The sequence below is a fragment of the Sphingomonas sp. LT1P40 genome (assembly GCF_036663835.1).
Lineage (GTDB): Bacteria > Pseudomonadota > Alphaproteobacteria > Sphingomonadales > Sphingomonadaceae > Sphingomonas.
In genome coordinates, this window is record NZ_JAXOJT010000002.1 from 170,217 (window position 1) to 196,225 (window position 26,009).

Genomic DNA, 26,009 nt, shown 5'->3' on the forward strand with positions numbered 1-26,009 from the left:
TGCGGGCCGGCTTTCTCTTTTCGAGTATAAAACAAGCGCTTGAACATGCCTTGTCCGTAACAGACACTATCGTGTCCGAATCGGGGGAAACGGCGTGCCGGCCATCGACACCGTGCTGTTGGTCATCGACGCGATCGCCCGCGAAGCGATGCTGTTCGCCGCGATCGGCTTCCTGATCGGCGGGATCGACGATCTGGCGGTTGATCTGGCCTATCTCTGGTGTCGCATATGCAACTGGTTTCGACCGGAGCCGCCGCGCGCGCTCGACAAACCAGCAGGCCGCATCGCAATATTCATCGCTGCCTGGGATGAATCTGCGGTGATCGGGCAGATGCTGCGCGCCACGCTCGCTCGCTATGACTATCCGGATTATCGCCTGTATGTCGGGGTGTACCCGAACGATACAGCTACTATCGCGATCGTCGAAGCGGTGGCAGCGATCGATGCCAGGGTCAGGCCGGTGATCGGCCTTAACCCCGGCCCGACCACCAAGGCAGATTGCCTGAACAGCCTGTGGCGCACCCTGCTCGATGACGAGAGTCGCGAGGGGGAGGCCCACGCCGTCGTTCTCCACGATGCGGAAGACCTTGTGCATCCTGACGAACTGCGTGTTTTCGCCGCCTATCTGACTGACCACGCCGCCGTGCAGGTGCCGGTGCTGCCGCTGCCTGATCCACGGTCACCGCTGATCTCCGGACACTATCTTGATGAGTTTGCGACGGCTCACACGGTGCATCTGGCGGTGCGTGAAACGCTGCGCGCCGGCATTCCCTTTGCCGGCGTCGGTTGCGCGATTGACCGCAAGATGCTGGCGCGCATCGCCGACGCTCGTGGCGGCGATCCGTTCGACGACACCAGTCTGACCGAGGATTACGAACTCGGCCTGACCGTTGCCGCTCTGGGCGGACGCACGAAATTGGCGCGCGTTCGCGACGGCGACGGCGAACTCGTTGCCGTCCGCGCCTATTTCCCGGCGGCGCTTTCCGCGGCAGTGCGTCAGAAGGCGCGCTGGATGACGGGTATTGCGCTTGCCGGTTGGGATCGCGTCGGCTGGGGCCGGGCGGGTGCGATCGGCGATCACTGGATGCGGATGCGCGATCGGCGCGCGACGCTCGCGATACCGGTGCTGGCAATCGCCTATCTGGCGCTGGTGGCATGGGGGCTGTCGCTCGCCGGGCATGGGGTGACGGCAACGGCCATGCCGCTTCCGGAAGGTGCCATGCGCTGGCTGCTCGGGATCAATGCCGTTCTGCTCGGCTGGCGCGTCCTGTGCCGCGCTTTGTGTACCGGTCGCGCGCATGGCTGGCGACAGGCGGCGTTGTCGGTCCCGCGCATCTTCGTCGCCAACCTGGTGGCGTTGCTGGCCGCGCGGCGTGCGCTCAAGATCTATTGGCCGACGCTGGACGGCAAACGCCCGCACTGGGAAAAAACCGCGCATCACTTCCCCGATCAGAACGAGGGGACCGCCGGGTGAACGGGCGTGGCCGCCCGATCCGTTTCGTCGCACTGGTCGCTGCAACGTGGGCCAGCGCACGGGTGGTCTTGCTCTGGCCCGAGGGCGGCACGCTGGGTGAGGCGATCGAGGCTGCCTTCCCATTGCAACAAGCGGAAGCCGCCATCGTACCGGCCGGTGTCAAGCGCGCCGCGTCTGCGCCACGCGTTCAGGCACGCCCCGAGATGCCGTTCCGCGCCGTCGCTACGGCACTCGCGCCGACTGCCCGTGCCGGCGATCCGGCACGCGTGAACCTCGCCATGCTGGGACTCGTCTCGTTCGGTAGCGAGGAGGTGCTGGGCGCACCGTCCGGCGCGCTTCCCCGCCGCGCTGCGCCGCCCGCAATGCTGCCGGAGCGCGCCCAGCCGTCACGCTGGTCGGGCAGCGCCTGGTTCGTCACGCGGCGCGGCGCGTCGGCGGGCGGGCCGCAGCTTGGCGGCGATCAGGCGGGCATCCGCGTCGCCTATGCGCTGGGCGGCAATCGCCGCCTCGCATTCTATGCGCGAGTCAGCGGCGCTCTTGCACGACCCGGCCGCGAACTCGCACTCGGCGCGGAATGGCGTCCGCTCGACGCGCCCGTGCGGTTCGTCGCCGAACACCGTGTCGGTCTCGACGGCACGGCCGGCGGGCCTGCTATCGGGATCGTCGGCGGTGTCGATGGCGTCGCGCTACCGCTCGATTTCAAGCTCGAAGCCTATGGGCAGGCGGGCGCGGTCGCGCGCAAGCGGATCGACCCGTTCGCCGACGGGGCGCTCCGCGTGGTGCGTGAGGTCGCCTCGACCGGTCGCGCGCGGCTCGATCTCGGCGCAGGCGGCTGGGGTGCCGCACAGCGCGACGCGACACGCCTGGATGTCGGTCCCACTGCCGTCGCCACGGTACCGCTGGGCGACCGCGCCGTGCGCCTCGCGGTCGACTGGCGCGAACGCGTCGCGGGCAATGCCAGTCCGGGTTCCGGCCCCGCGCTGACGCTGGGGACCGATTTTTGACGACGCTTCCTGCGTTCAGGCGCGGGATCATGACGCTGTTGCGAAACGCGCCTGAGACGGTCAGCATCGATCGGCATGTTTGACGATATTCCGGTTCAGATCTGGCTGCTGCCGGTAATCGCGGCCGTCACCTTTTTCCCTGCCCGCCACCTCTACCGCCAGGCCATCGATTCGCGCAGCACGCCCTCGAACTGGCGCGCATCCGGTCGATTCTGGGGAAGTCTGATCGCGCTCATTGCCCTGGCCGGCTTTGCCATCTTCATCTTCACGCCAGCCGCAGGCCGGTTCGCCCAATCGCGGCATTTCTGGCCGTTGCTGATCGTGGCCGGCGGGATCGCGATGCTCGCGGCTGTCGCCCGCAGCGTGTCAAAGGGCCGCATCCGCCCCTTGGCCAAGGGCTTTCCCGACAGTTACGAGCGGGCGGGACAGCCCGCGCGATTCTGGCTCTCGGCAGGGTGGAATTCGTTGCTCGGCCTCCTGTTTCTCTGGCTCGGCGTTCACATGCATTTGCGAGTCCCGCTGCACGCCGCGCGGGAGCGGTGCCAGGATGCGACCCGCGCTTATCCGGCGCGCGAACGGCTGGCGGCGTGCAACGCGCTGATCGAAATGCGCGAGGAGACGAGCGAAGCCGAAGGCTATGTAAATCGCGGACTGATCTTCCTCGACCACGGCAAGCTCGATCGCGCCGTGGCGGATTTTACGGAGGCGCACCGGCTTGCGCCCGACGATCCGGTGCCGCTCGCCAATCGCGGCATTGCCTATGCCTGGAAACGGCAAGAGGCGGCGGCAAGAAGCGACTTCGCGGCGGTTCGCGCGCTTGAGCCGTCGAACCTTGTCGCGTTTCGGGGAGAGGCGCTGCTCAGCCTCAACCGCGGCGATCCGCGTGGCGCGATCGGTTATCTTTCGGCGGCCTTGCGCGTGGATCCCGGCGATAGATGGTCGCTGGCCATGCGGGCCGACATCTACAAATGGCTCGGCGATGAGCAGAAGATGCGCGCCGACACCGCCGAACTGCAACGTTTGAAGGCTGAAGACAGGTAAGCCTGCGACTTGCGCGGCGTTTGATGAGGACACCGTCATGCGCCTTCCGCCCGCGTGCGCAAGCGGCTAGGCAGGGCAGCGCATGGACCTGTATCTCCCCATCGCCAATCTCTCGGTCAACGCGCTTGTCATCGTGTTGCTGGGTCTGGGCGTCGGCGTGCTTTCGGGCATGTTCGGCGTCGGCGGCGGGTTTCTGACGACGCCGTTGCTGATCGTTTATGGCATCCCGCCGACCGTCGCCGCCGCCTCCGCCGCCAGCCAAGTGACCGGGGCGAGCGTATCCGGCGTGTTCGCGCATCTGCGCCGGGGCGGCGTCGATTATCATATGGGATTCGTGCTGATCGGGGGCGGTGTACTGGGGTCGGGCGCAGGTGCGATCCTGTTCACGCTGCTGCAGGCCAGCGGCCAGATCGATACCGTGATCGCAATCCTGTACGTCCTGATGCTCGGATCGATCGGCTGGCTGATGCTGTCGGAATCGCTGGGCGCAGTCCGCAATACGCGAGAGGGGGCGACGCCCCGCGCCAAGCGGCGACGGCATCATCCGATGGTCGCGGCGCTCCCGTTTCGCTTTCGCTTCTACCGCTCGGGCCTTTACATCTCGCCGCTTGCGCCGCTGCTGCTCGGCCTTGCCACCGGCATCCTGACGATGCTGCTGGGCGTCGGTGGCGGCTTCATCCTGATCCCGGCGATGCTCTATTTGCTGGGGATGCCGACTCAGGTCGTCGTCGGCACCTCGCTGTTTCAGATCCTGTTCGTCAGTGCGACCGCGACGATGGTCCATTCGGTGACGACCAAGGCAGTCGATATCGTGCTCGCCGTGCTACTGTTGCTCGGCTCGGTCGTCGGCGCACAACTCGGGGCGCGCTTCGCCCAGCGCGTGAGACCCGAATATCTTCGGCTCGCGCTGGCGGTCATGGTCCTGCTCGTCGCGCTGCGCATCCTGCTCGGCCTCGCCTGGCAGCCTGACGAAATCTTCTCGGTCGAACTCGGGTGAAACGCGCCGCCCTTCTCCTCGCGCTCGCCGCGCCGCTCCTCCTCGGTCAGGCCAAGCCGGTGCTGGTCCCGGATGTGTCGCAGCGCGAGATCGAAATCGCCTATTCTTTCACCGGCGCGGACTTGCTGCTGTTCGGCGCGATCCTTCACGCCGGGGGCAGCGGTCGTCAGCCGGGCGAGCCACCCGCCGACATCGTCGTGGTGGTGAAAGGGCCGACCGAATCGGTGCTGGTGCGCGAAAAGCAGAAGGTCGCGGGGATCTGGGTCAATGCCGATCGCACCCGCTACCGCTCGGCACCGTCCTTCTACGCCATCGCCTCGTCGCGCCCGATCCGCGAGATCGTCGATGCGCGCAGCCGGGCGATCTACGAACTCGGCCTCGACAGCCTTCAGCTCTCCCCCGCCTCGGGCGCAGTCCCGGCGGTGCAGGCGCGGTTCGATGCCGGGCTGGTCGGCCTCAAACGCCGCACCGGCCTGTATTACGAAGCGCCCAAGACGGTCGAGATCACCGAAGACGTGCTCTACCGCGCGCGCATCAACATTCCCGCACGGGTCCCGGTGGGCCGCTTCACCGCCGAGACCTTTCTGATCCGCGACGGCCGCGTCCTTGCCGCCGCCGTGCGCGACATCGATATCCGCAAATCCGGGTTCGAGCGCTGGATCGCGCATGCCGCGGAACGATCGTCGGTGCTCTACGGCCTTGCCGCCGTGTTCCTGTCGATCCTGTTCGGCTGGGCCGCCGGGGCGATCTGGAGAAGATTCTGATTGGGGCATCGGTGCGAACCAACGGTCTCACACACGCTATCTTTACCTTGTCTGCTCCATAACGGTCGCGTTTGGTGCCAGGAGCGACACGGCTTGATGACTGAAGATCTGGGCGGACACCGGTTCGATCGTATCCGCCCCGCTTCGGAAGCGGTGGTGCCGGCTGCCGCGAGTGGTGCGATTTCGGGCATCGGCGCGGTTTCCGCGATCGGCGGCGCGTCCAGCGAAGTAGTGCTCGATCGCGCCGCGCTCGAATCTCTCTCGACGAGCGCCGATCCCGCCATCGCCAATGCCGGTACCGTCGGCAGCCAGATCAAGATGCGTTCCGGCTCCGCCTGGCTGATCGCCAATGTCCGCGCACTGCGCCTCGACGACGCGACCGGCCGCATCGTCGCTCAGGTCGATTTCCTCGGCGAAGGCGATGAGGAGCGTCTGACCGGCAAGCTCTATAGTTTCCGCCGCGGCGTCACCCGCTATCCCTCGCCCGGTACATTGGTTTTCCCGGTCTCGACCGCCGACCTCAAGCAAATCTATGCCGCCGACGATCGCGCGCATATCGAGGTCGGCAATGTCTATCCGACCAAGGATATTCGCGCCGCGCTTTATATCGACGCGATGCTGGGCAAGCATTTCGCGCTGCTCGGCTCGACCGGCACCGGCAAATCGACCAGCGCCGCGCTGATCCTCCACCGCATCTGCGATCTGGCACCGCAGGGTCACATCGTGATGATCGATCCGCACGGCGAATATTCGGCGGCGTTCAAGACCAATGGCGCATTGTTCGACGTGTCGAACCTGCAAATGCCATACTGGCTGATGAACTTCGAGGAGCATTGCGAGGTTTTCGTGACGACCGAGGGGTCGGATCGTCAGGTCGATGGCGACATCCTCGCGCGCTGCATCCTGATGGCGAAGCAGAAGAACCGCCTCGCCGCCGAATTCGGCAAGCTCACCGTCGATGCGCCGATCCCCTATCTGCTGTCCGATCTGACCACCATCCTGCAAAACGAGATGGGCAAGATGGACAAGGCCACCGACACCGCCCCCTATCTGCGGCTGAAGAGCAAGATCGAGGAGATCAAGGCCGACCCGCGTTATGCCTTCATGTTCTCGGGCATGCTGGTCGCGGACACGATGGCCAGCTTCATCGCGCGCATCTTTCGCCTGCCCGGCGACGGCAAGCCGATCTCGATCATCGACGTCTCGGGCGTGCCGAGCGAGATTACGTCGGTCGTCGTCGCGGTGCTCAGCCGGATGGTGTTCGATTACGCGATCTGGTCGCGCGGCGAATCGCAGCGCCCGATCCTGCTCGTTTGCGAGGAAGCGCACCGCTACGTTCCCAACGAACGCAACGCCGATGGCTCGTCGGTCGGCAAGATTCTAAGCCGCATCGCCAAAGAGGGCCGCAAATACGGCGTCTCGCTCGGCCTGATTACCCAGCGCCCGTCCGATCTGGCCGAAGGCGTGCTTTCGCAATGCGGCACGATCATTGCCATGCGCCTCAACAACGACCGCGATCAGGCGTTCGTGCGTGCGGCGATGCCCGAAGGCGCACGCGGTTTTCTCGATTCGATCCCCGCGCTGCGCAACCGCGAGTGCATCATGGTCGGCGAGGGCGTCGCCACCCCGGTGCGCGTTTCGTTCGACGCGCTGGAAGAGATCAAGCGTCCCGCCTCGGCCGATCCGCTATTCTCCCAACTCTGGCGTCATGCCGGCGGCGAAGAGGTTATCCTGGAGCGCACGATCAAACGCTGGCGCGCGCAGGGGCGTTAAGTCAGGCGGGTGTCGTCAACGCGAATTCGCCCGGCATTCGCGCCCGACCGCGGGTAAAGGCTGCCGCGCGCACCGCGCCGCGAAACGGGCTGACCTTGTTCATCCGCATCCCCACCGACGCACGACCCGGCTCCTGCGGCGTAAACGTCAGCGCCGCCTCCGCCTGCAGCGCCCCGTTGACGTAAGCGCGATAGGTCGTCCCGTCATAGCTTTGCGCGACATGATACCAGCGGCCCAGCGGAAACCGCTTTTCCGGCACGATCAGCGGCTGGCGATAGCCCGGCCCCAGAATGAACGTGTCGAGATACCATTCGTCCTGCTCCACCCGGATCTCGAACAGCATCCGCTGCCCCGTGCGCGCGGTCGGGTCGGCCCCGTCGCCACTTTCCAGATGGAACCAGCGCTGCTCGAATGCCCCGCCATCGGGGCGGAACAGCGCCTCGAACGTGAATTGCGCCGCACCGGCCAGCGGATGCCGGTCGATGAAGATCACGTCCTTCGCACCGTCGAATGCGACCGCGCGGCCCAGCGGGCTGTCGATCAGCTTCGGCGCACCCTCGATCCGCGGCCGCAAGCCACCGATCCGCTCAAGCGAGTCGAAGGTCCAGATTTCGGTCGATGACGCGTCTCCGCGCCCCATCGGCACGCACGCCGCAACCGTCCCCGCCGCACCGATCAGCAATGTTCGCCGGTCGATCGGCTTCATTCCGCTTCGGTTTCGGCCGGCTTGCCGCGCGTGCCCCCAACCGGCACCGCCAGCAGCCGCGACAGCTTCGCCTTGAACTCGCGCAAATCGCTGCCGCCCAGCTGCTGGACGACCGAAAAGGATACCGAACGCGGGTTGATCGCCACGCCGTTACGATACAGCTCATAATGCAGATGCGGGCCGGTCGAGATACCGGTCGACCCGACATAGCCGATCACCTGTCCGCGCGCGACGCGCTGGCCATTGCTCACCGCGATCCGGCTCATATGGCCATAGCCGGTGCCCATGCCGCCCGAATGGTTCAGCCGCACGAAATTGCCATAGCCGCCATTGCGCCCGGCAAAGGCGACATTGCCGTCATTGGCGGCGCGGATCGGCGCGCCGTAACCGGCGGCGATGTCGAGCCCTTTGTGCATCCGCGTGAAGCGCAGCACCGGATGACGACGCAGCCCAAAGCCCGAACTGATCCGGCCCGATGCCGGCATCGCCATCTGCCCCTTGCGTTCGCCGCTGCCGCTGCCGTCATACCAGCTGACCCGACCGTCTTCCTCCCACCGCACCAGCTGCAACTTGCGCGACCCGCCGTTCAGTCCGGCATAGAGCAGGGTGCCCAGTTGCACCTCGCCGGTCGCGGCCTTGGCTTGCTCGACGATGATGTCGAACTGGCTGTCCGAACCGACATTGCCGATCGGCATGCGCGTGGCGACCGAACGGATATAGGCTTCGACCGCCTTGGCCGGAGCACCCGCCGCGCGCGCCGAGCGATACAGGCTGTCGCCCACCCGCCCGCGAATGCGTAAGGGGGTGTGGTCGATAGCAATCGGAATTTCGTTGAGCGCCAGCGCATTGCCCGCGCGCACGAGTTCGAGGGAAAGATCGAAGCGCGCCCGGAACGCCATTTTCTCCAGCGGCCGCGGCTGCGACTTGTCGACACGGCGGCCCAGCGTCAGATCGATCTGCGTACCGGATTTGAGATCGTTCAGCGGCACGGCGGCGGCGATCAGGTCGGCGGCATAAGCAGCATCGGACTTGCCAACCCCGGATCGCACCAGCGCCGCCTGAAGGCTGCCGCCGCTCAGCGTAACGGTGTGCTGCAAGATCGGCCGTTCGGGCGTGTCGGTCAGATTGGCGACCAGATTGGTCGCACCCAGTTTCGTGCCGGTCTTCGCGCCCATCGTCAGCGGCGCGATCGCCTGCGCGCGCGCGACATCGGCATCGCTGCCCTTCAGCGCGCCGGGCACGCTGCCATAGATCGGTCGCTCGAACCCCGGCGACAACAGCACCACGCCAGCGCACAGCACCGCACAGGTCGCGGCCCCGCGAAACCATTCGCCGCTGCCGATACGCGAGCCCAGGTCGGGAATGGCCTCGAAATCGGGATAAAGTTCGCGGAACCGGTCGGCGAGGGTGCGTTTGCGAACGGCGAGCGAACGACCGAAGGAGAGCGCGGTGGTGCCACCCGCTTGCTCGAATCCATGATCGGTGCGCAGAAACAAGGTGCGCCGCCCCCCAAAATCGCAATTCAATGCCGACCCCCGGCACGGGTGGGATCGTTGTGGATGCGAGTCCCTAAAGTCAAATTAAGCAGCGGGTGGCAGGCGTCTCCTTGCGGCGAGTCGTGCGGGTGCGGAGACGGGACGTGAACTTAACCATCCCGCAGTGAAACAGGTCACGCAAACGCTTGCGTCGCGCCCGACTCGGCACGATCTTGTCCGGCGTAATGAATGGCTTCTCCAACGGTCCAGTCACTGCGGTGCTCGGCCCCACCAACACCGGCAAGACGCACCTCGCGATCGAGCGGCTGTGCGGCCATTCGAGCGGCATGATCGGTTTCCCGCTGCGGCTGCTGGCGCGCGAAGTCTATGACCGTGTCGTCGCGATCAAGGGACCAAAGGAAGTCGCGTTGGTCACCGGCGAAGAACGCATCATGCCCCCCGGCACGCGCTGGTTCCTGTGTACGGCGGAATCGATGCCGACCGATGCGGACGTGGGCTTCGTCGCGCTCGACGAGGGGCAACTGGGCGCGGACATGGAGCGCGGCCACATATTCACCGACCGCATCCTGCGCGCACGCGGTCGTGACGAGACGATGATCCTGGGTTCCAACTCGCTCCGCCCGGTCCTGCGCCAGCTGGTGCCGGAAGCCGAAATCATCTCGCGCCCGCGCTTCTCCACGCTCAGCTATGCGGGTGCGAAGAAACTGTCACGCCTGCCCAAACGCTCGGCGATCGTCGCCTTTTCGGCCGAGGAGGTCTACGCCGTCGCCGAGGCTTTGCGCCGCCTGCGCGGCGGCACCGCCGTCGTTATGGGGTCGCTTTCGCCGCGCACGCGCAACGCTCAGGTGGCGATGTTCCAGTCGGGCGAGGTCGATTATCTCGTCGCCACCGACGCGATCGGCATGGGCCTCAACCTCAATGTCGATCATGTCGCCTTCGCATCGCTCAACAAGTTCGACGGCCGCCGCCAGCGCCGCCTGACCATCGCCGAAATGTCGCAGATCGCGGGCCGCGCCGGACGGCATCAGCGCGACGGCAGCTTCGGCGCGCTGAGCGAGGAAGGGCCGGGCGCATTCACCCCGGAAGAGATCGCGGCGATCGAGGGCCACCATATCCCCCGACTCGACCACCTCTTCTGGCGCAACGGCGACCCCGATCATTCGACCATCGATGCGCTGATCGAGAGCCTCGAACAGAAACCCGATTCCTCCGTCCTGCGCGCAGCACCCGAAGCGCTCGACCTCGCGGTGCTCAAACGCCTGTCGGGGGAGGACTGGGTGCGTCAGCGCGTCCGCTCGCCCCGTGCCGTTGCCCGCCTCTGGTCCGCCTGTGGCCTCCCCGATTTCCGTAAGCTCGGCATCGACCCGCACACCCGCTTCGTCGCGCGCATCTTCGGCCATCTCAGCGAGGGGACCTTGCACTTGCCCCACCAATGGTTCGCCGACGAGATCGCCCGGCTCGACCGCGTCGATGGCGATGTCGAGACGATTGCGGGCCGCATCGCCGCCGCCCGCAGCTGGGCCTATATCGCACAGCGCGCCGACTGGCTCGCCGAACCCGAACATTGGGCGGCACGCACACAGGCGCTGGAGGAGCGGCTGTCCGACGCGCTCCACGCCAGCCTGACCCAGCGCTTCGTCGACAAGCGCACCACCGTCCTGCTGCGGCGCATCGGTGCCGACGCATCCAACCTGCCAGTGACGGTTGCGGCCGATGGCGCGGTCAGCGTCGAGGATCATGTGCTGGGCCATCTGCGTGGCTTCCGCTTCGCGGTCGCGCCCGATGCCAAGGTCGCCGACAAGCGCATGCTGCTTGCCGCCGCCGAAAAGGGGCTGGCGAGCGAAATTCGCGCGCGCGGTGCTGCGCTCGCCGATGCGCCAGCCGCCGACCTCGCGCTTGCGGATGCCGCGATCATCTGGCGCGACCACCCGGTTGCGACGCTTGAGGCGACCGGCAACCCGGTGCGTCCGCGCATCCGCCTCGACAAGTCGCTCGACGTGCTCGATGCGAAAATCCGAGTGAACAGCCTCGCGCGGATCGAGCGCTGGTTCGCGGATCGCATCGCTGCCGACTTGCCCGATATCGCCACGCTCGACTCGCTCAGCCGCGATGCCGGTGCCAGCGGGCGCGTCCGCGCGCTTGCAGGATTGCTGGTCAAGGCGGGCGGGCTGCTGCCACGCCGCGCGGCGGGCAAGCTCGTCGAAACGCTGGAGCCGGACGAGCGCAAGCGCCTCCGCGCCGCCGGGCTCGTCATCGGCACGCTCGACATCTTCGCCCCCGGCCTGCTCAAGCCCCGCCCCGCCGCCGCCCGCCGCGCGTTGCTCGCACTCCCCGACACGCCGCGCGACGGCGCCACGGTCCTACCGCGCGATGCCCCCGGTGCCACGCTTGAACATGGATTTCGTCCGCTCGGCGCACAGGCCGTCCGCATCGACCTGGTCGAGCGCGTCGCGCGCGCGGCGCATGACGCACGAAAGGGCCGCACGCCGTTCGCGCCCGACCCCGCACTCGCCACGTCGATCGGCCTGACGACCGACACGCTCGCCAGACTGATGGCGCAGCTCGGCTTTCGCGGCGTCCGCGCGCCAACCGGACAGCCGCCGCGCTGGATGTGGCAAGGCCTGACCCCGCTGGCCAAGGCGAAGCCCGCCCCGCGCGACAATGCCTTTGCCGCGCTGGCCGAGCTGATCGATGAGTGAGCCGGCCATGCGGCTCGACCGGTTCCTGTGGTGGTCGCGCATTTCGGCGTCGCGCAACTTCGCGCGCGCGCTGGCAGAGGGCGGCCATCTGCGCATCGACGGCCGCATCGTCGATCGTGCGCATGTGGCGGTGCGGCCCGGCAACATCCTCGCATTCCTGACACATGGCGGACAGGTTCGCGTCATCCGCATACAGGCATTGCCGCACCGGCGCGGTCCACCGGCTGAGGGAAGCGCCTGCTATACCGACCTTCGCGCAGGCACCCCGCCGCCTGAACCCGCTAAAGATTGAGAACGTATCGCAGAAAGAGCCTATTGATTGACGCGTTCGGTCGGCGGGCATAGCAGAAACGCAGAAATAGCCCGGACGGGCGCTTTTAGGGGCCAGACCTGCCATGACCTACGTCGTCACCGACGCCTGCATCCGCTGCAAATATATGGACTGCGTCGAGGTCTGCCCGGTCGACTGCTTCTATGAGGGCGACAATATGCTCGTCATCAATCCCAGCGAGTGCATCGACTGCGGCGTGTGCGAGCCCGAATGCCCGGCCGAGGCGATCCTGCCCGACACCGAAAGCGGGCTGGAAAAATGGCTTGAGCTGAACAACAGCTTCTCCGCGCAATGGCCCAACGTCACGCGCAAGGGCGACCAGACCCCGGCGGACGCCGATGAGCACAAGGGCGAAGAGGGCAAGTTCGACAAATATTTCTCGCCGGAGCCCGGTGCTGGCGACTGATCCTCAGTCGCCCTTTTCGAGCGACCGTAACATTTCCTGCCATTTTGCGCGTAGCGCCGGGTCCGGCTCCTCGGTCGCAGCGATCCTGACCCACCGCATCCATTCGGGAATCAGCGAACGATCCGCGATGGTCTCGCCGTCCGGCGCGATCCGCGCATAGATCGCGTTCGAGACATGGATCGCCGCGTCCGCGCGTCCGCCCTCATAGGCGACGCGCCACCAACGCTCGGCCTGTGCCGGGTCGCGCGGCGTGCCGTCGCCCTTCATGTGGATTTGCGCGAGCAGGAAGGCGGCATTGGCTTGCTTCCTCTCGGCTGCGGCAGTCAGCCATTTGCGCGCCTCCACGGGATCGCGGGCGATGCCTTTGCCCGTCAGCAGAAACCCGCCATAGTCGGTCTGCGCGTTCGCGTTACCCGCCTCCGCCGCCTCGCGGCACAGCGCCACGCCACGCGCGGCATCGACTGCGCCGCCGCGACCGGCGACCAGCATCGTGCCCAGCGCGCATTTCGCCTGCACCCAACCCTTGGCGGCGGCCGCCTGATAAAGCGTGCGGGCACGCACCATGTCCTGCGGGCGACCATTGCCAGTCTCGAAGCAGAGCGCCAGATTGTGCGTGGAATCTCCACGCAAGGCCGAACCGCGCTCATACCAGTCACAAGCCATAGGCAGATTTCTGGGGACGCCCAACGCGCCTTGCTGCGCCATTTCCCCCAAGGCCTGCGCTGCCGAAAGATCGCCACGATCCGCCAGCGCCGCCAGCCTTTTGGCGAGTTCGCCCGGTGCCAGCCGAGCATGGTCGGCAATCAGCGTTTTGACTGCAGGTGAATAGCTTTGCGCGGCGGAATCTGCCTGAACGGCGAAAAACAGCAAAAGCGACAGCATCGTCCGCGTTATGACGTGAAGCGGGTATCGGGACAATCGTAGAGATCGCGCCGCTCAAGTCACTGACATCACCGGATGACGGTGTTTCAAGGGTGGTAATTTTATTGCAACTATGTTAAACAAGCGCACGGACGCGAGGATTCGTGACCTCGTACTGGAGACCGTAAAGCATTTGCCCCGATCGCGTCATCATCCCGGTAACCGCACCGGACGAACGGCGCAATCCCCGTTGGGCATGGTTCATTAGAAAGGCTTCCCGCACATGGCTGTCAAGGCGCTGTCCTTCGATGTCGGCGATTATGTCGTTTACCCAAAGCACGGCGTTGGCCGTGTAATCGAACTCCAGAAATCGGAAATCGCGGGCATGCAGCTCGAGCTGTACGTGCTCCGTTTTGAAAAAGAGAAAATGACGCTGCGCGTGCCCACCAACAAGGCCGAGAGCGTCGGCATGCGCAAGCTGTCGAGCGACAAGACGCTGCGCGAGGCGCTCGACACGCTGAAGGGCAAGCCCAAGGTCAAGCGCACCATGTGGTCGCGCCGTGCGCAGGAATATGAGGCGAAGATCAATTCGGGCGACCTGGTGTCGATCGCCGAAGTGGTCCGCGACCTGTTTCGCGCCGACGACCAGCCCGAACAGAGCTATTCCGAACGCCAGATCTTCGAGGCTGCGGCCAGCCGCCTCGCCCGCGAACTCGCCGCGATGGAAGAGATCGACGAGAAGGCGGCGCTGGAAAAGCTGCTCGACATTCTGCGCGCTTCGGCGGCGATCTATAACAAGGACAAGGTTACCGCCTGATCGGTCGCATTGCCTGACGAATCCAATTTGATGAATGGGGGGCGGCCGGCAACGGCCGCCCCTTTTCGTTTGCGTGCCGCTGATCAAGAGTGTATTATCGTGACAACACACATGGGAGAGTCACGATGAACCTCGCTCTGATTTTCGCCGCCGCACTGCCGCTTGCCGCGTGCAACTTCGCTAACGGGATGAGCGGCGATGTCGTCCAGCCCAGCGGCACCGGCGGCACCCGCAGTTTTCAGGTCACCGATTTCACCGGCGTGTCGCTGCGCGGCTCGGACGATGTCGAGGTGAAAACCGGCGCGACCTTCGCGGTCACCGCAGAGGGTGACAGTGCGCTGCTCGACAAGCTCGAAATCCGCAAGGACGGCAGCACATTGCGCATCGGTCGCAAGGACGGCGACTGGAAATGGGGCGGCAACAAGGGTGCAAAGATCACCGTCACCATGCCCAAATTGGCCAGCGCCAGCGTTGCCGGATCGGGCGACATGACGATCGACCGCGCCGAGGGCGATTTCGACGGTTCCATCGCGGGTTCGGGCAATCTGACCGTCGCCGCGCTGAACGGCGGTAAGGCGACGCTGTCGATCGCCGGATCGGGCGATTTGCGCGTCGCGGGCCAGGCGACCGAAATAGGCGCTTCGATCGCGGGATCGGGCGACATCGACGCCGCCGCGCTCAAGGCGGCAAAGGGCGACATTTCGATCGCCGGGTCGGGCAACGTCCGCGCCCAGCTGACCGGTCAGGCCAGCGTGTCGATCGTCGGATCGGGCGATGTCGAGGTGACCGGCGGCGCCAAATGCTCGGTCAGCAAAATGGGATCGGGCAGCGCACGGTGCAGCTGATCGCTTGATGACCCGGGGCAAGGGTGCGATGCGTCGAGCATGCGCACCCTGATCCCCCTCGCCCTTCTCGTCCTCGGCGCTGCCCCCGCGCCACAGGCGAAGAATATCCTGCTCACCGGGTTCGAGCGCATCCGCATCGACGGCCCGTTTGTGGTGCGCGTGATCCCCGGCTCACCGTCCGCCATCGTCACCGGTGCGCGTGCCGCGATCGACCGGGTCAGCATCCGCAACCAAGGTGGCACCCTGGTCGTCGGCGCCGATCGCTCGACCTGGGAAGGCTGGCGCGAGCAAGACGGGGTGGCGACGATCACCATCGCCTCGCCCCGGCTGCGCGGTGCCAACATCAACGGCGGCGGCAAGCTCGACATCGACAGCATGAGCGGCCAGCGCATCGACCTCGGCGTCAATGGCGCGGGGTCGCTGACCGTCGGCACGCTCAGCGCCGATCAGCTCGTCACAACATTGACCGGCACGGGCAACGTCAAGGTCAGCGGCGGCAGCGCGCGCAACGCCCGCTTCATGAACTATGGTGCCGGATCGATCGACGCGGGCGGGGTTTCGGTCAACGACCTCACCGTTCATTCGCAAAGCGCCGGCGACAGCCGCTTCACCGCCCGCTTCACCGCCGCCGTCTCGACGCTCGGCACCGGCACGGTACGGATTGAGGGCAACGCGACATGTCGTCTCGCCGGTCCGGGACCAGCGACCTGCGCGGGGAAAACGGAGCGGCGTTGAGTGGTGCGGCACCGGCCCGCTCCCCCACCCGGCCACCCATCCAGAATACCCTGTGGGTGGCCGGGTGGGGGAGCGGGCCGGTGCCGCACGGTTGAGCTATGCTGAACCCGAACTAAGCCGCGATCGGAAACCGCAGCAACCGGTCCTCCAGCGCAACCAGCGCTTCGGCCCCGCGACCCACCGCCCGCACGATCTCCGGATGATGCGCATCCAGCCCGCCGGTCAGCGCGCCGAAAGCGGGCAGGATCAGCTTGGTCGGCGTCGCCACGAAACAGCGCCGCGCCACCTGTCGCCCGCGCAGCCGCACGCGCAGCTTGGGATGGAAATGCCCTGACAGCTCAGGTCGCAACTCGCGCGGCTCCGCCTCATGCCGCATCAACAGGCCATCGACCTCCGCCTCCTCGACGATCTCGCCACCGCAGTGATCCGTCAGCGCGGCGTCGTGATTGCCGGTAATCCACACCCAGCGCAGCGACCCGGTCAACCCGGTCAACGTCGCCCGCGCATCCGCCGACAGCCGCTCGCACCCCGCCGAATCGTGGAAACTGTCGCCCAGACACCACAGCTCGCGCGCCCGTGTCCGCTCGATCAGCGCGCCCAAAGCCGCCAGCGTCGCTTGCGTGTCGTAAGGCGGCAGCATCTGCCCCTTCAGCGCGAACCAGCTGGCTTTCTCGAAATGCAGATCGGCGACGATCAGCGCCTGTCGCGCGGGCCAGTAAAGCGCGCCTTCGGGCAGCGCGCACAATTCATGACCGGCGAACGAAAAGGGAACCATGCCCCGCTATCGTCGCACCGCCCGCGCGCGTCAACCACGCGGCAACAGGAACCGCACCTTGCGATCGGGGAAATCGATCTCGACCCGGCGGAACGCGCGCAGCGCATCCATGCCCAGCATCAGCGCGGGCCGTTCGATCAGCCCAAACCGCTCGAACGGCGGGATATCGGCGAACGCGACCGGCAGTCCGCGCATCGAAATCCCGCCCAGCTGCACCCGGCTGGCGACATGATAATTCACCGTCAGCTGCTCACCGGTAACGCTGGTCAGCGTGATCGGTCCCTTCATCGGGATGCGCCTTAGCCGCCGCTGCAACGCCAGATTGCCCATGCTGATCTGCGATCCGGTGTCGAGGATAACGGTGATCCGCGCCCCCTCGAACGTCGCCTCGGTCACGATCAGCTGGCCGAACAGGCTTTTGGCGGTAATCACCACCTCGTCGCGGTCGCGCGGTGCCATCATGCGCACGCCCGACCGGCGCGACGGGCGCAGCGCCATCTCGCCCCGATCGAAATCGATCGCCACCATATGCGTGCGGAGCTGCTCGATCCCCAACAGGCCGTGCGCGCCCATATGCGCCGCCTCCAGCGCGGGCGCGTTGAACGCGCGCTGGTCGCGTACTGGCCCGACGGTCAGCGACGGAATCCGTACCGTCGGCACCTTTGAACTCCCCGTCATCGTGGTCAGCGTGATCTGCGGACCTGCCGATAGCCCCAGTGTCGCAGCAAGCTGACGCGAGATCACCGACCGCTCCGCCCCGGTATCGATGACGAAGGGGTGCGGCGCGCTGCCGTTGATCGACACCGGCACGGTCATGCGGTTGGCCAGCGCGCCTAATGCCAGCGTGCCACTGGCATCCTCACCGATGGCGGGGGCGGGCGCGGTTTCCTGTGTCGCAGCGGGGGCGGCGATAAATGCGATCAGCAACAGGGACAGGCGCGACTGCATGCCACGGATGATACGCCTCATCATGCTGCGCAGCAAATGCCGTTGGTCGAATGATATACGCGCTCAATCCAGCCGCATCGCCTCCGCCGCCAGCGCCTCGGCCTCGATCAAAATCTCGTCCTCCGCCGTACCCTGTGCCACGACTTCACGCCCGATCATCACCAGCACCGGCACCGCCAGCGGGGTCACGCGCGGCAAATCGACATGCAGCATCGTCCCCGCCGCGCGGTCGAGCAGATCGGCCAATCGTCCGACATCCGTCATCCGCGCCCGCGCATCCTCCCACGCCGCGCGCAGCAGCAGATGATCGGGCTCGTATTTGCGCAGCACGTCGTAAATCAGGTCGGTCGAAAACGTCACCTGCCGCCCCGATTTCTTCTTCCCCGGATGCTGCCGCTCGACCAGCCCGCCGATCACCGCGACCTCACGGAACGCGCGCTTGAGCAATGCCGATCCCTGCACCCAGTCGACAAACTCGTCTTCCAATATGTCGGCCGAGAACAGCGCCGCCGGATCGGTAATCGGCTCCAAGCCATAGACCGCCAGCGCATAATCATTGGCGACGAACCCGATCGGCTTCAGCCCCAGCGCCTCCATCCGCCGCGTGATCAGCATCCCCAGCGACTGATGCGCATTCCACCCCTCGAAACTATAGGCGACGAGGTGATAGCGCCCCTCATGCGGGAACGTCTCGACCAGCAGCCGGTCGGGGGGCGGCAGCTGCGAGCGCATGGCCTGCACCTCCAGCCATTCGCGCACATCATCGGGAAAGCGCGACCACTGACTGCGGTCCCACAGAAACTCCCGCACCCGCCGCGACAGGTTCGTGGTCAGCGCCAGCCGCGCGCCCATGTAGCTCGGAATCCGCGCCGGTTTCGACGTCGCCCGCACCACCACGTCCGACGTGTCGATCCGCTCGACCTCCAGACTCAACCCAGCGAACGAGAAGGTATCCCCCGGCGACAGCGACGCCGCGAAATTCTCCTCGACCTTGCCCAGCCGCCGCCCGTTCTTGAACCGCACCTCCAGCATCGGTGCCTCGACGATGATCCCGGCGTTCAGGCGATGCTGCGCAACAAATGCGGGCTTGGTAACCCGCCACAGCCCGTCCTTGCCCAGCGTCAGCCGCTTGAATTTGTCATAGGCCCGCAGCGCATAGCCACCATCGGCGATGTAGTTCAGCACGCGCTCGAACACACCCGCGTCCAGCGCGGAATAGGGCAAGGCCGCCCGCACTTCGTTCAGCATCACCGCCGCCTCGAACGGCGCGGCGCACGCGCACGCCATCACATGCTGCGCCAGCACGTCCAGCGCGCCGCTGCGAAAACTCTCGGCATCCAGCTCGCCCGCCGCCACCGCATCCAGCGCCGCGCGCGCCTCAAGATACTCGAAACGATTGCCCGGCACGATCACCGCCTCGCTCGCTTCGTCCAGCCGGTGGTTCGCCCGCCCGATCCGCTGCAACAACCGCGAAGACCCCTTCGGCGCGCCCATCTGGATCACGCAATCGACATCGCCCCAATCCACCCCCAGATCGAGCGAAGCCGTCGCCACCAGCCCACGCAGCCGTCCCTCTGCCATCGCCGATTCCGCCTTGCGCCGGGCCTCCTGCGACAGCGACCCGTGATGGATCGCGATCGGCAGCCCCAGCGTGTTCGCCTTCCACAAATCCTGAAAGATCAGCTCGGCCAGCCCGCGCGTGTTGCAGAAGATGATCGTCGTCTTGTGCGTCTCGATCTCCGCCATCACCTGCGGCATCGCATAACGCCCGCTATGCCCCGACCACGGCACGCGCCCCTCGGGCAACAGGATCGCGATATCCGCCGCCGCCCCCGGTTCGCCCAGCACCAGTTCGACCGACTCGATATCGCCATAGGGGGCGACCCAGGCGCGATATTCGTCCGGGTCGGCCACCGTGGCCGACAGCGCCACCCGCCGCATCCCCGGCGCAATCGCCTGAAGCCGCGCCAGCGCCAGCGACAACAGGTCGCCGCGCTTGCCACTGGCAAAGGCATGGACCTCATCCACCACCACCGTCCGCAACCCCGCGAACATCGTGAAGCTGTCTTCATACGACAGCAACAGGCTCAGCGACTCCGGCGTCGTCAGCAATATCTGCGGCGGCCGCGCGCGTTGCCGCGCCTTGCGGTCCGATGGCGTATCCCCGGTGCGCGTCTCCACCCGGATCGACAGCCCCATCTCCGCGATCGGGGTCAACAGATTGCGCTGCACATCCACCGCCAGCGCCTTCAATGGCGAGATATACAGCGTGTGCAACCCGTCCGCCGGGTCCTCGATCAACTCGGTCAGCGTCGGCAGAAACCCCGCCAGCGTCTTGCCCGCCCCCGTCGCCGCCACCAGCAACGCATGGCTCCCCCGCTGCCCCGCCGCCAGCATATCGGTCTGGTGCCGCCGCGGTACCCAGCCACGCGACGCGAACCAGTCGGTCAGGACGGTCGGAAGGCTCAAAGCCCACCCTCTCTTCCGTCATGCTGAACTTGTTTCAACATCCACCCCTCCCGCCACGACGCAGCTGCCTGTGGCGCGGTGGATGCTGAAACAAGTTCAGCATGACGGCGGGAGTAAGGGGGAGCAAAACAGAACTGGGAACCATGATCCATCCCAACCATATAGGAAGCATGGCAAAGCTCGGCGACTGGGTCCAACCGCATCCGGAGGGGATTTACATCCCCGCCGCCGACGCATGGGTCGATCCCTCACAGCCCAAGGCGCGCGCGCTCGTCACCCACGGCCATGCCGATCACGCGCGCGGCGGCCATGGCGAGGTGTGGGCAACCCCCGAAACGCTGGCGATCATGGACGCGCGCTACGGCGAACAGACCGGCCATCCGGTCGCCTATGGCGAGACGATCAGGATGGGTCCAAAGGGCAATGACGTCGAAATCGGCTTCGTCCCCGCCGGCCACGTCCTCGGCTCCGCTCAGATCGTGCTCGATCATCGCGGCGAGCGCATCGTGGTCTCGGGCGACTACAAGCGCCGCCCCGACCCGACCTGCGAACCTTTCCGCCCGGTCAAATGCGACGTCTTCATCACCGAAGCAACCTTCGGCCTTCCCGTGTTCCGTCACCCAGAAACCAGCGACGAAGTCGACAAGCTGCTCGCCGCGCTGCGTGCCGAGCCCGACCGCTGCGTCCTGGTCGGTGCCTATGCGCTGGGCAAGGCACAGCGCGTCATCATGGAATTGCGGGCCATGGGCTTCGACGATCCCATCTACATCCACGGCGCGCTGCAACGGCTGTGCGACCTCTATATCGACCACGGCGTCCAGCTCGGCGAGCTGCGTCCCGCGACCGGCCTGCCCAAGGCGGAGCTGAAAGGCCGCATCGTCATCGCCCCGCCCGGTGCGCTCAACGATCGCTGGTCGCGCCGCCTGCCCGATCCGATCACCGCGATGGCCAGCGGCTGGATGACCGTTCGTCAGCGCGCCCGACAACGCAACGTCGAACTCCCGCTCATCATGTCCGACCATGCCGACTGGGACGAACTCACCCGTACCATCCAGGAAATCGCCCCGCGCGAATTGTGGGTCACGCACGGACGGGAGGACGCGCTCGTCCACTGGTGCCAACAGCGCCAGATCAAGGCGCGCGCGCTCGAACTCGCGGGTTACGAGGATGAGGACGATTGAGCTAAGACGGGGGCCATGACCCTCCCCGCCTACCTGCTCGCCGCGCTCGCCGAAATCGCCGGCTGCTACGCCTTCTGGGCATGGCTCCGCCTCGGCAAATCCCCGCTCTGGGCGATCCCCGGCATCGCCGCGCTGATCGTTTTCGCCTGGGCACTGACGCTGGTCGAGACCACCCACGCCGGCCGCGCCTATGCGGCCTATGGCGGCATCTACATCGTCGCCGCGATCACATGGCTATGGACCGTCGAGGGCGCCCGCCCCGACCGCTGGGACATCATCGGCGGTTTCGTCGCTCTTGTCGGCACGGCTATCATCCTGCTCGGACCAAGGGCTACGCCATGACCACCAACATCGTCATCCTCACCGGCGCGGGCGTCTCCGCCGAATCCGGCGTCGCCACCTTTCGCGGTCCCGGCGGATTGTGGGAGGGGCACCGCGTCGATGATATCTGCACCCCCGAAGCGCTCGCCCGCGACGTCGATCTCGTCCACCGCTTCTATGACGAGCGCCGCGCGAAACTCGCCACCGTCGAACCGAACGCCGCCCACCACGCGCTCGCCCGGCTCGATGCCGAATGGCCGGGCGAATTGCTGCTGGTCACGCAGAATGTCGACGACTTGCACGAACGCGCCGGATCACGTCGCCTGATCCACATGCATGGCGAACTGAACTCGGCCCTGTGCGCCGAATGCGATGCCCGCACGCCGTGGACGGACTCGCTCCCGCCCCGCACCCGTTGCCAGGCCTGCGGTGCGGCAACGCTGCGCCCCGACATCGTCTTTTTCGGCGAAATGCCATACCAGATGGAGGCGATCGACGCTGCCATCGCCCGTGCCGATCTGTTCGTCTCGATCGGCACCTCGGGCGCAGTCTATCCCGCCGCCGGCTTCGTCCGCACCGCGCGCTATCACGGCGCCGACACGCTGGAACTCAATCTCGACCGGTCGGAGGGCAGCGCCTGGTTCGGCGAAACCCGCCTCGGCCCGGCAGGCACACTGGTGCCCGAATGGGTCGCGTCCCTACTCGACTAAGCCCGGGTAAACCCGTCCTCATCCGCATCGACGATGCCCTCGCGCGGTCGCCGATCCACCCGCAGCTCGAATACGTCGGGCCGCGCATAATGGCCATCGCTGTCCAGCGCCGCCAACCCGCGCCCGATCGCGCTCATATCCAGCTCGGCGGTCAAAATATCCGCATCGCCATCGCTCGACACGATCACTTCGCCATCCGGCCCGATGATCGCCGAATGCCCGAATTGCAGCTGCCCGTCCGGCATTCCCAAAATCAGTTTCTTCGCCTCGGCGTCGCCGCCCGCGCGCTCCAGCCCGTCGAGCAACTCCGCCCGCGTCTGGATCGTCCCCGCCGCCAGCACGAAACACCGACCCTCGAACGCATAATGCCGCGACGCCGTCAGATAAATCTCGCGCACGCTCGGCCATGCCGCAACATGCACCGCCTCGCCCGCATGATGCATCGCGGCACGCGCCAGCGGCATCCAATGCTCCCAGCAGATCAGCTGCCCGACATTGCCCCACTCCGCTGGATGCGTGTGTAGCGTCGATCCGTCGCCGCGTGCCCAGATCATCCGCTCGCCATGCGTCGGCACCAGTTTCCGGTGGATCAGCGGCGGTCGCTCCGGCCGGAACAGGAATTGCGTGTTGAGCAGGCTTTGCCGCACCCGCTCATGCCCGCCGATCGACACAATCACGTTTGCGCGGTCGACGATATCCTGAATCGGCTCCAGCCGGGGGTCGCGAATCCCGCGAATCGCCTGCGCCATCAGAATCGCGTGCAACGCCTGCGTCCCCGGATGGTCCCAGATCGCGGCATTGGGCGCTTCGTCCAACCACAGCGGGTATCCGCCCAGAAACGTCTCGCCGAATGCGATCATTTCCGCACCGACATCGATAGCGTCGGCGATATGCATCACCGCCTTGTCGATGCCCGGCGCGATCGCCAGCGGCACCGGCGCATCCTGCACGATCGCCGCCTTTACGCGTGCGTTCATTCCACCCAGTCCAGTCCGATGTCGCGATACAGCCCGCGATCATCTTCCCAGCCCGGCCTTACTTTGACGTGAAGATACAAATGCACCTTCACCCCCAGCAAATTCATCAGCTCGGCCCGCGCCTTGCTGCCGATGTCCTTGATGCGCGCGCCGCCATGCCCCAGCACGATGGCGCGTTGGGTATCGCGCCCGACCAGTATCTGCTGGTGGATCTCGACCGATCCGTCCTGTCGCTCCTTGTAAAGCTCGGTCTCGACCGCGCTGGCATAGGGCAGTTCGGCGTGCAGCTGCAGATACAATTGCTCGCGCGTAATCTCCGCCGCCAGCATCCGGTCGGTCGCGTCGGACACCTGATCCGCCGGGAAATGCCACGGTGCCTCGGGCATCTTCGCCGCCAGATGCGCCTTCAGCTCAGGCACTCCGTCCCCGGTCGTCGCCGACACGAAATAGGTATCGTCGAACGCCATCAGCTGATTGAGCATGTCGGCATGCCCCAGCAGACGCGGCTTGTCCGCCACGTCGACCTTGTTGAGGATCAGCAGCTTGCGCCCGCGCTGGCCCTTCAAGCTCTCGGCAATCGCCCGCACTTTCGGCCCGATCCCGCCCTTGCCGTCCACCACCAGCGCAACCAGATCGGCGCCCTCCGCCCCCTCCCACGCCGCCGCCACCATCGCGCGGTCCAGCCGCCGGGCGGGGGCGAAGATACCGGGGGTGTCGACCAGCAACAGCTGCGTGTCACCCTCGATCGCAATCCCCATCAGCCGCGTCCGCGTCGTCTGCGCCTTCGGACTGACGATCGCGACCTTCTGTCCGACCAGTGCGTTGACCAGCGTCGACTTGCCCGCATTGGGCGCGCCGACGATGGCGACCAGCCCGCAATGTTGTTCCGCGGTCATTTGTCCAATTGCTCCAATAACGCCACCGCCGCCGCCGTTTCCGCCGCCGCCTTGCTCGATCCCTCGCCCTCGGCCTCGGCCAGCTTGCCGATCGACACCCTCACGCGAAAGCGCGGCGCATGGCCGGGGCCGGAGCGGTCCAGCAATTCATAGTCCGGCGCGCGACGATTGTTCGCCGCCGCCCATTCCTGCAACGCCGACTTCGGGTGCTTCGGTGCCGACGCCTGCGCATCGATCCGGCTGTCCCACAATCGCCGCACCAGCGCGCGTGCCGCGTCGAACCCGCGCTCGATGAAGAACGCCCCGATCAGCGCCTCCATCACATCGCCCAGCACATTGTCGCTGCCCGCCGCGCCATCGTCGCGTGCCTGCTTGCCCAGCTTCAGATAGGCCGGCACGCCGATCTCGCGCGCGACGTCGGCGCACACCACGCCGGTCACCAGCGAGTTGAACCGCCGCGACAATTTCCCCTCGGGTTCGTCCGGAAAGCGCTGATACAGCCATTCCGCAACCGTCAGCCCCAGCACCCGGTCGCCCAGAAACTCCAGCCGCTCGTAATTCGCCGCCGCCTGGCTGCCATGCGTCAACGCGCGTTCATAGGTCGTCAGATCCGCCGGGCTTTCCTTCAGCACCCCGGCCAGCCAGTCCGCCAGCGGCTCGTTCAAAAGCCATCCCCGACACGCTCGAACCGCGCCGCGCTTACCCAAGTCCACGGCTTGACCCATTCGGCGCTGCCATCGGTCGACCAGAAGCCGACCACGGCCTTGCCCTGCAGATTCTCCATCGGCACGAACCGGATACCGCCACGGTTGACGCCGTCGCTGCCGACCGATGGCAGGAACCGGCTGTCGCTCGAATTGTCGCGGTTGTCGCCCATCAGGAACACATGCCCCGCCGGCACGATGAACAAGTCGGTGTTGTCGGCAAAGGTTTCGCCCGAATCGAGCACGTCATAGGTCTTGCCACTGGGCAACGTCTCCCGAAAGCGGGGGATGCGGCACACGGTCCGGCCGTCCGCCTGCTGCACGAACGCGGGTTCGCAACCCCCGTCCGTACCCGGTCCCGCAATCGGGAAATTGGGGCTGATCGGCAGCACGAAATCGGCGATCCGCTGTTTCGGGATCGCCTTTCCGTTCAGGATCAGCTGGCCGCCGCGCATCTGCACCGTATCGCCGGGCAGGCCGATGACGCGCTTGATCCAGTCGGTATCGTCGGTCGGCGGTGCCTTGAACACCACCACATCGCCGCGCGTCGGATCGTCGGCAAAGATGCGGCCGGGGATCAGCGGCAGGCTCCACGGCATCGAATGCTTCGAGTATCCGTAATTCCATTTGGTGATGAACAGGAAGTCGCCGACCAGCAATCGCGGCAGCATCGAACCCGACGGGATGCTGAACGGCGCGAAGATGAAACTGCGCACCACGAACACCAGGATCGCCAGCTTGACCAGGAATGTCAGCGTCTCGCGCAACTCCGAACGCGGCTTGACGGGCTGGGTCTGCGGCACAGGCGCGGGCGTGGCCGTGGAATCGGCGGGGGCGGTATCGTCCATATGCGTGCCTTGCGCGGCCACTATGGCAGCGTCAAGGCGGCTTTCTAATCCTCCCCGGCACGAGCAACGGGTCGGATCGTCCCCCAGACGATCCTTGACCATGCGGGGCATGGTCAACCCGTTGCTGGGGACCGCGAAGCGGTGGAGGGGGCGTGAGGCAACGGAGTCCCGTGAGGAAGCCCCCCTCCGTCAGCGCTGTGCGCTGCCACCTCCCCTTGCCGGGGAGGATTT

The 26,009-nt window shown here is 66.3% G+C and carries 25 protein-coding genes; 15 read left to right on the forward strand and 10 right to left on the reverse strand.

The annotated features are described in order from the left end of the window. Positions 1-94 precede the first annotated feature (94 nt). The 6 genes from U1702_RS12195 to U1702_RS12220 all read left to right on the forward strand — a co-directional run bounded on the left by U1702_RS12195 (position 95) and on the right by U1702_RS12220 (position 7,053). Positions 95-1,474 carry a glycosyl transferase family protein gene (locus U1702_RS12195; RefSeq protein WP_443026840.1) on the forward strand — a complete coding sequence of 460 codons (1,380 nt, stop codon included), beginning with the start codon at positions 95-97 and terminating at the stop codon, positions 1,472-1,474. Beyond that, the gene (locus tag U1702_RS12200) at positions 1,471-2,478 is read left to right on the forward strand and encodes a hypothetical protein (protein WP_332724983.1); all 1,008 of its coding nucleotides are present in this window, start codon (positions 1,471-1,473) and stop codon (positions 2,476-2,478) included. Before U1702_RS12195 ends, U1702_RS12200 begins: the two co-directional genes overlap by 4 nt. 75 nt (positions 2,479-2,553) lie before the next feature. Further along, complete coding sequence (locus U1702_RS12205; RefSeq protein ID WP_332724985.1) at positions 2,554-3,519, forward strand: tetratricopeptide repeat protein; 966 nt, start codon at positions 2,554-2,556, stop codon at positions 3,517-3,519. 82 nt (positions 3,520-3,601) lie between these two features. Continuing rightward, positions 3,602-4,516 (forward strand): sulfite exporter TauE/SafE family protein, encoded by a 915-nt coding sequence (locus U1702_RS12210; RefSeq protein ID WP_332724987.1) that lies wholly within the window; start codon positions 3,602-3,604, stop codon positions 4,514-4,516. After that, the gene (locus U1702_RS12215) at positions 4,513-5,280 is read left to right on the forward strand and encodes a TIGR02186 family protein (RefSeq protein ID WP_332724989.1); all 768 of its coding nucleotides are present in this window, start codon (positions 4,513-4,515) and stop codon (positions 5,278-5,280) included. The genes U1702_RS12210 and U1702_RS12215 overlap by 4 nt, the downstream gene beginning before the upstream one ends. Before the next feature lie 96 nt (positions 5,281-5,376). Then, a complete protein-coding gene (locus U1702_RS12220; protein WP_332724991.1) occupies positions 5,377-7,053 on the forward strand; it encodes an ATP-binding protein in 1,677 nt (558 codons plus the stop codon). Position 7,054: 1 nt separating this feature from the next. Here the strand turns inward: U1702_RS12220 and U1702_RS12225 are convergent, their stop codons facing one another. Both U1702_RS12225 and U1702_RS12230 read right to left on the reverse strand, forming a co-directional pair. Further along, positions 7,055-7,759 (reverse strand): LamG domain-containing protein, encoded by a 705-nt coding sequence (locus tag U1702_RS12225; protein ID WP_332724993.1) that lies wholly within the window; start codon positions 7,757-7,759, stop codon positions 7,055-7,057. Beyond that, positions 7,756-9,255, reverse strand: a complete 1,500-nt coding sequence (locus U1702_RS12230) for a M23 family metallopeptidase (protein ID WP_332724995.1) — start codon at positions 9,253-9,255, stop codon at positions 7,756-7,758. The genes U1702_RS12225 and U1702_RS12230 overlap by 4 nt, the downstream gene beginning before the upstream one ends. Positions 9,256-9,479: 224 nt before the next feature. Here U1702_RS12230 and U1702_RS12235 point away from each other — a divergent pair, with 224 nt between their 5' ends. The 3 genes from U1702_RS12235 to fdxA all read left to right on the forward strand — a co-directional run bounded on the left by U1702_RS12235 (position 9,480) and on the right by fdxA (position 12,691). Continuing rightward, positions 9,480-11,954, forward strand: a complete 2,475-nt coding sequence (locus U1702_RS12235) for a helicase-related protein (RefSeq protein WP_332726379.1) — start codon at positions 9,480-9,482, stop codon at positions 11,952-11,954. Beyond that, entirely contained in the window at positions 11,947-12,246 is a 300-nt protein-coding gene (locus tag U1702_RS12240) for a S4 domain-containing protein (protein WP_332724997.1), read from the forward strand. The genes U1702_RS12235 and U1702_RS12240 overlap by 8 nt, the downstream gene beginning before the upstream one ends. A 103-nt stretch (positions 12,247-12,349) precedes the next feature. Beyond that, on the forward strand, positions 12,350-12,691 hold the full coding sequence (fdxA, locus tag U1702_RS12245) for a ferredoxin FdxA (RefSeq protein WP_332724999.1): 342 nt from the start codon (positions 12,350-12,352) through the stop codon (positions 12,689-12,691). A gap of 3 nt (positions 12,692-12,694) precedes the next feature. On the opposite strand, the gene U1702_RS12250 is transcribed toward fdxA, so the two are convergent. Then, positions 12,695-13,573, reverse strand: a complete 879-nt coding sequence (locus U1702_RS12250) for a tetratricopeptide repeat protein (RefSeq protein ID WP_332725001.1) — start codon at positions 13,571-13,573, stop codon at positions 12,695-12,697. A 262-nt stretch (positions 13,574-13,835) separates the two neighbouring features. Here U1702_RS12250 and U1702_RS12255 point away from each other — a divergent pair, with 262 nt between their 5' ends. The 3 genes from U1702_RS12255 to U1702_RS12265 all read left to right on the forward strand — a co-directional run bounded on the left by U1702_RS12255 (position 13,836) and on the right by U1702_RS12265 (position 15,949). Next, positions 13,836-14,369 carry a CarD family transcriptional regulator gene (locus tag U1702_RS12255; RefSeq protein ID WP_332725003.1) on the forward strand — a complete coding sequence of 178 codons (534 nt, stop codon included), beginning with the start codon at positions 13,836-13,838 and terminating at the stop codon, positions 14,367-14,369. 125 nt (positions 14,370-14,494) lie between these two features. Continuing rightward, positions 14,495-15,214 (forward strand): head GIN domain-containing protein, encoded by a 720-nt coding sequence (locus tag U1702_RS12260; protein ID WP_332725008.1) that lies wholly within the window; start codon positions 14,495-14,497, stop codon positions 15,212-15,214. 39 nt (positions 15,215-15,253) lie between these two features. Further along, positions 15,254-15,949 carry a GIN domain-containing protein gene (locus U1702_RS12265; RefSeq protein WP_332725010.1) on the forward strand — a complete coding sequence of 232 codons (696 nt, stop codon included), beginning with the start codon at positions 15,254-15,256 and terminating at the stop codon, positions 15,947-15,949. A 112-nt stretch (positions 15,950-16,061) separates the two neighbouring features. On the opposite strand, the gene pdeM is transcribed toward U1702_RS12265, so the two are convergent. The 3 genes from pdeM to U1702_RS12280 are packed head-to-tail and all read right to left on the reverse strand — an operon-like array spanning position 16,062 to position 20,141. Next, a complete protein-coding gene (gene pdeM / locus U1702_RS12270; RefSeq protein ID WP_332725012.1) occupies positions 16,062-16,724 on the reverse strand; it encodes a ligase-associated DNA damage response endonuclease PdeM in 663 nt (220 codons plus the stop codon). 30 nt (positions 16,725-16,754) lie between these two features. Continuing rightward, on the reverse strand, positions 16,755-17,693 hold the full coding sequence (locus U1702_RS12275) for a retroviral-like aspartic protease family protein (protein WP_332725014.1): 939 nt from the start codon (positions 17,691-17,693) through the stop codon (positions 16,755-16,757). A 42-nt stretch (positions 17,694-17,735) separates the two neighbouring features. After that, on the reverse strand, positions 17,736-20,141 hold the full coding sequence (locus U1702_RS12280) for a ligase-associated DNA damage response DEXH box helicase (protein ID WP_332725016.1): 2,406 nt from the start codon (positions 20,139-20,141) through the stop codon (positions 17,736-17,738). A 170-nt stretch (positions 20,142-20,311) separates the two neighbouring features. Here U1702_RS12280 and U1702_RS12285 point away from each other — a divergent pair, with 170 nt between their 5' ends. Genes U1702_RS12285 through U1702_RS12295 form a run of 3 tightly spaced genes read left to right on the forward strand, consistent with a single transcriptional unit; the run spans position 20,312 to position 22,353 of the window. Next, positions 20,312-21,322, forward strand: a complete 1,011-nt coding sequence (locus tag U1702_RS12285) for a ligase-associated DNA damage response exonuclease (RefSeq protein WP_332725018.1) — start codon at positions 20,312-20,314, stop codon at positions 21,320-21,322. A gap of 15 nt (positions 21,323-21,337) precedes the next feature. Further along, positions 21,338-21,664, forward strand: a complete 327-nt coding sequence (locus U1702_RS12290; protein WP_332725020.1) for a YnfA family protein — start codon at positions 21,338-21,340, stop codon at positions 21,662-21,664. Then, the gene (locus U1702_RS12295) at positions 21,661-22,353 is read left to right on the forward strand and encodes an NAD-dependent deacylase (RefSeq protein ID WP_332725022.1); all 693 of its coding nucleotides are present in this window, start codon (positions 21,661-21,663) and stop codon (positions 22,351-22,353) included. Before U1702_RS12290 ends, U1702_RS12295 begins: the two co-directional genes overlap by 4 nt. On the opposite strand, the gene U1702_RS12300 is transcribed toward U1702_RS12295, so the two are convergent. The 4 genes from U1702_RS12300 to lepB are packed head-to-tail and all read right to left on the reverse strand — an operon-like array spanning position 22,350 to position 25,778. Beyond that, complete coding sequence (locus U1702_RS12300; RefSeq protein WP_332725024.1) at positions 22,350-23,330, reverse strand: carbon-nitrogen hydrolase family protein; 981 nt, start codon at positions 23,328-23,330, stop codon at positions 22,350-22,352. The two genes, U1702_RS12295 and U1702_RS12300, sit on opposite strands and share 4 nt — an antisense overlap. Continuing rightward, entirely contained in the window at positions 23,327-24,226 is a 900-nt protein-coding gene (era, locus tag U1702_RS12305) for a GTPase Era (protein ID WP_332725026.1), read from the reverse strand. The genes U1702_RS12300 and era overlap by 4 nt, the downstream gene beginning before the upstream one ends. After that, a complete protein-coding gene (gene rnc, locus U1702_RS12310; RefSeq protein WP_332725028.1) occupies positions 24,223-24,891 on the reverse strand; it encodes a ribonuclease III in 669 nt (222 codons plus the stop codon). The genes era and rnc overlap by 4 nt, the downstream gene beginning before the upstream one ends. Further along, positions 24,888-25,778 carry a signal peptidase I gene (lepB, locus tag U1702_RS12315; RefSeq protein WP_332725030.1) on the reverse strand — a complete coding sequence of 297 codons (891 nt, stop codon included), beginning with the start codon at positions 25,776-25,778 and terminating at the stop codon, positions 24,888-24,890. Before lepB ends, rnc begins: the two co-directional genes overlap by 4 nt. Positions 25,779-26,009: the final 231 nt, after the last annotated feature.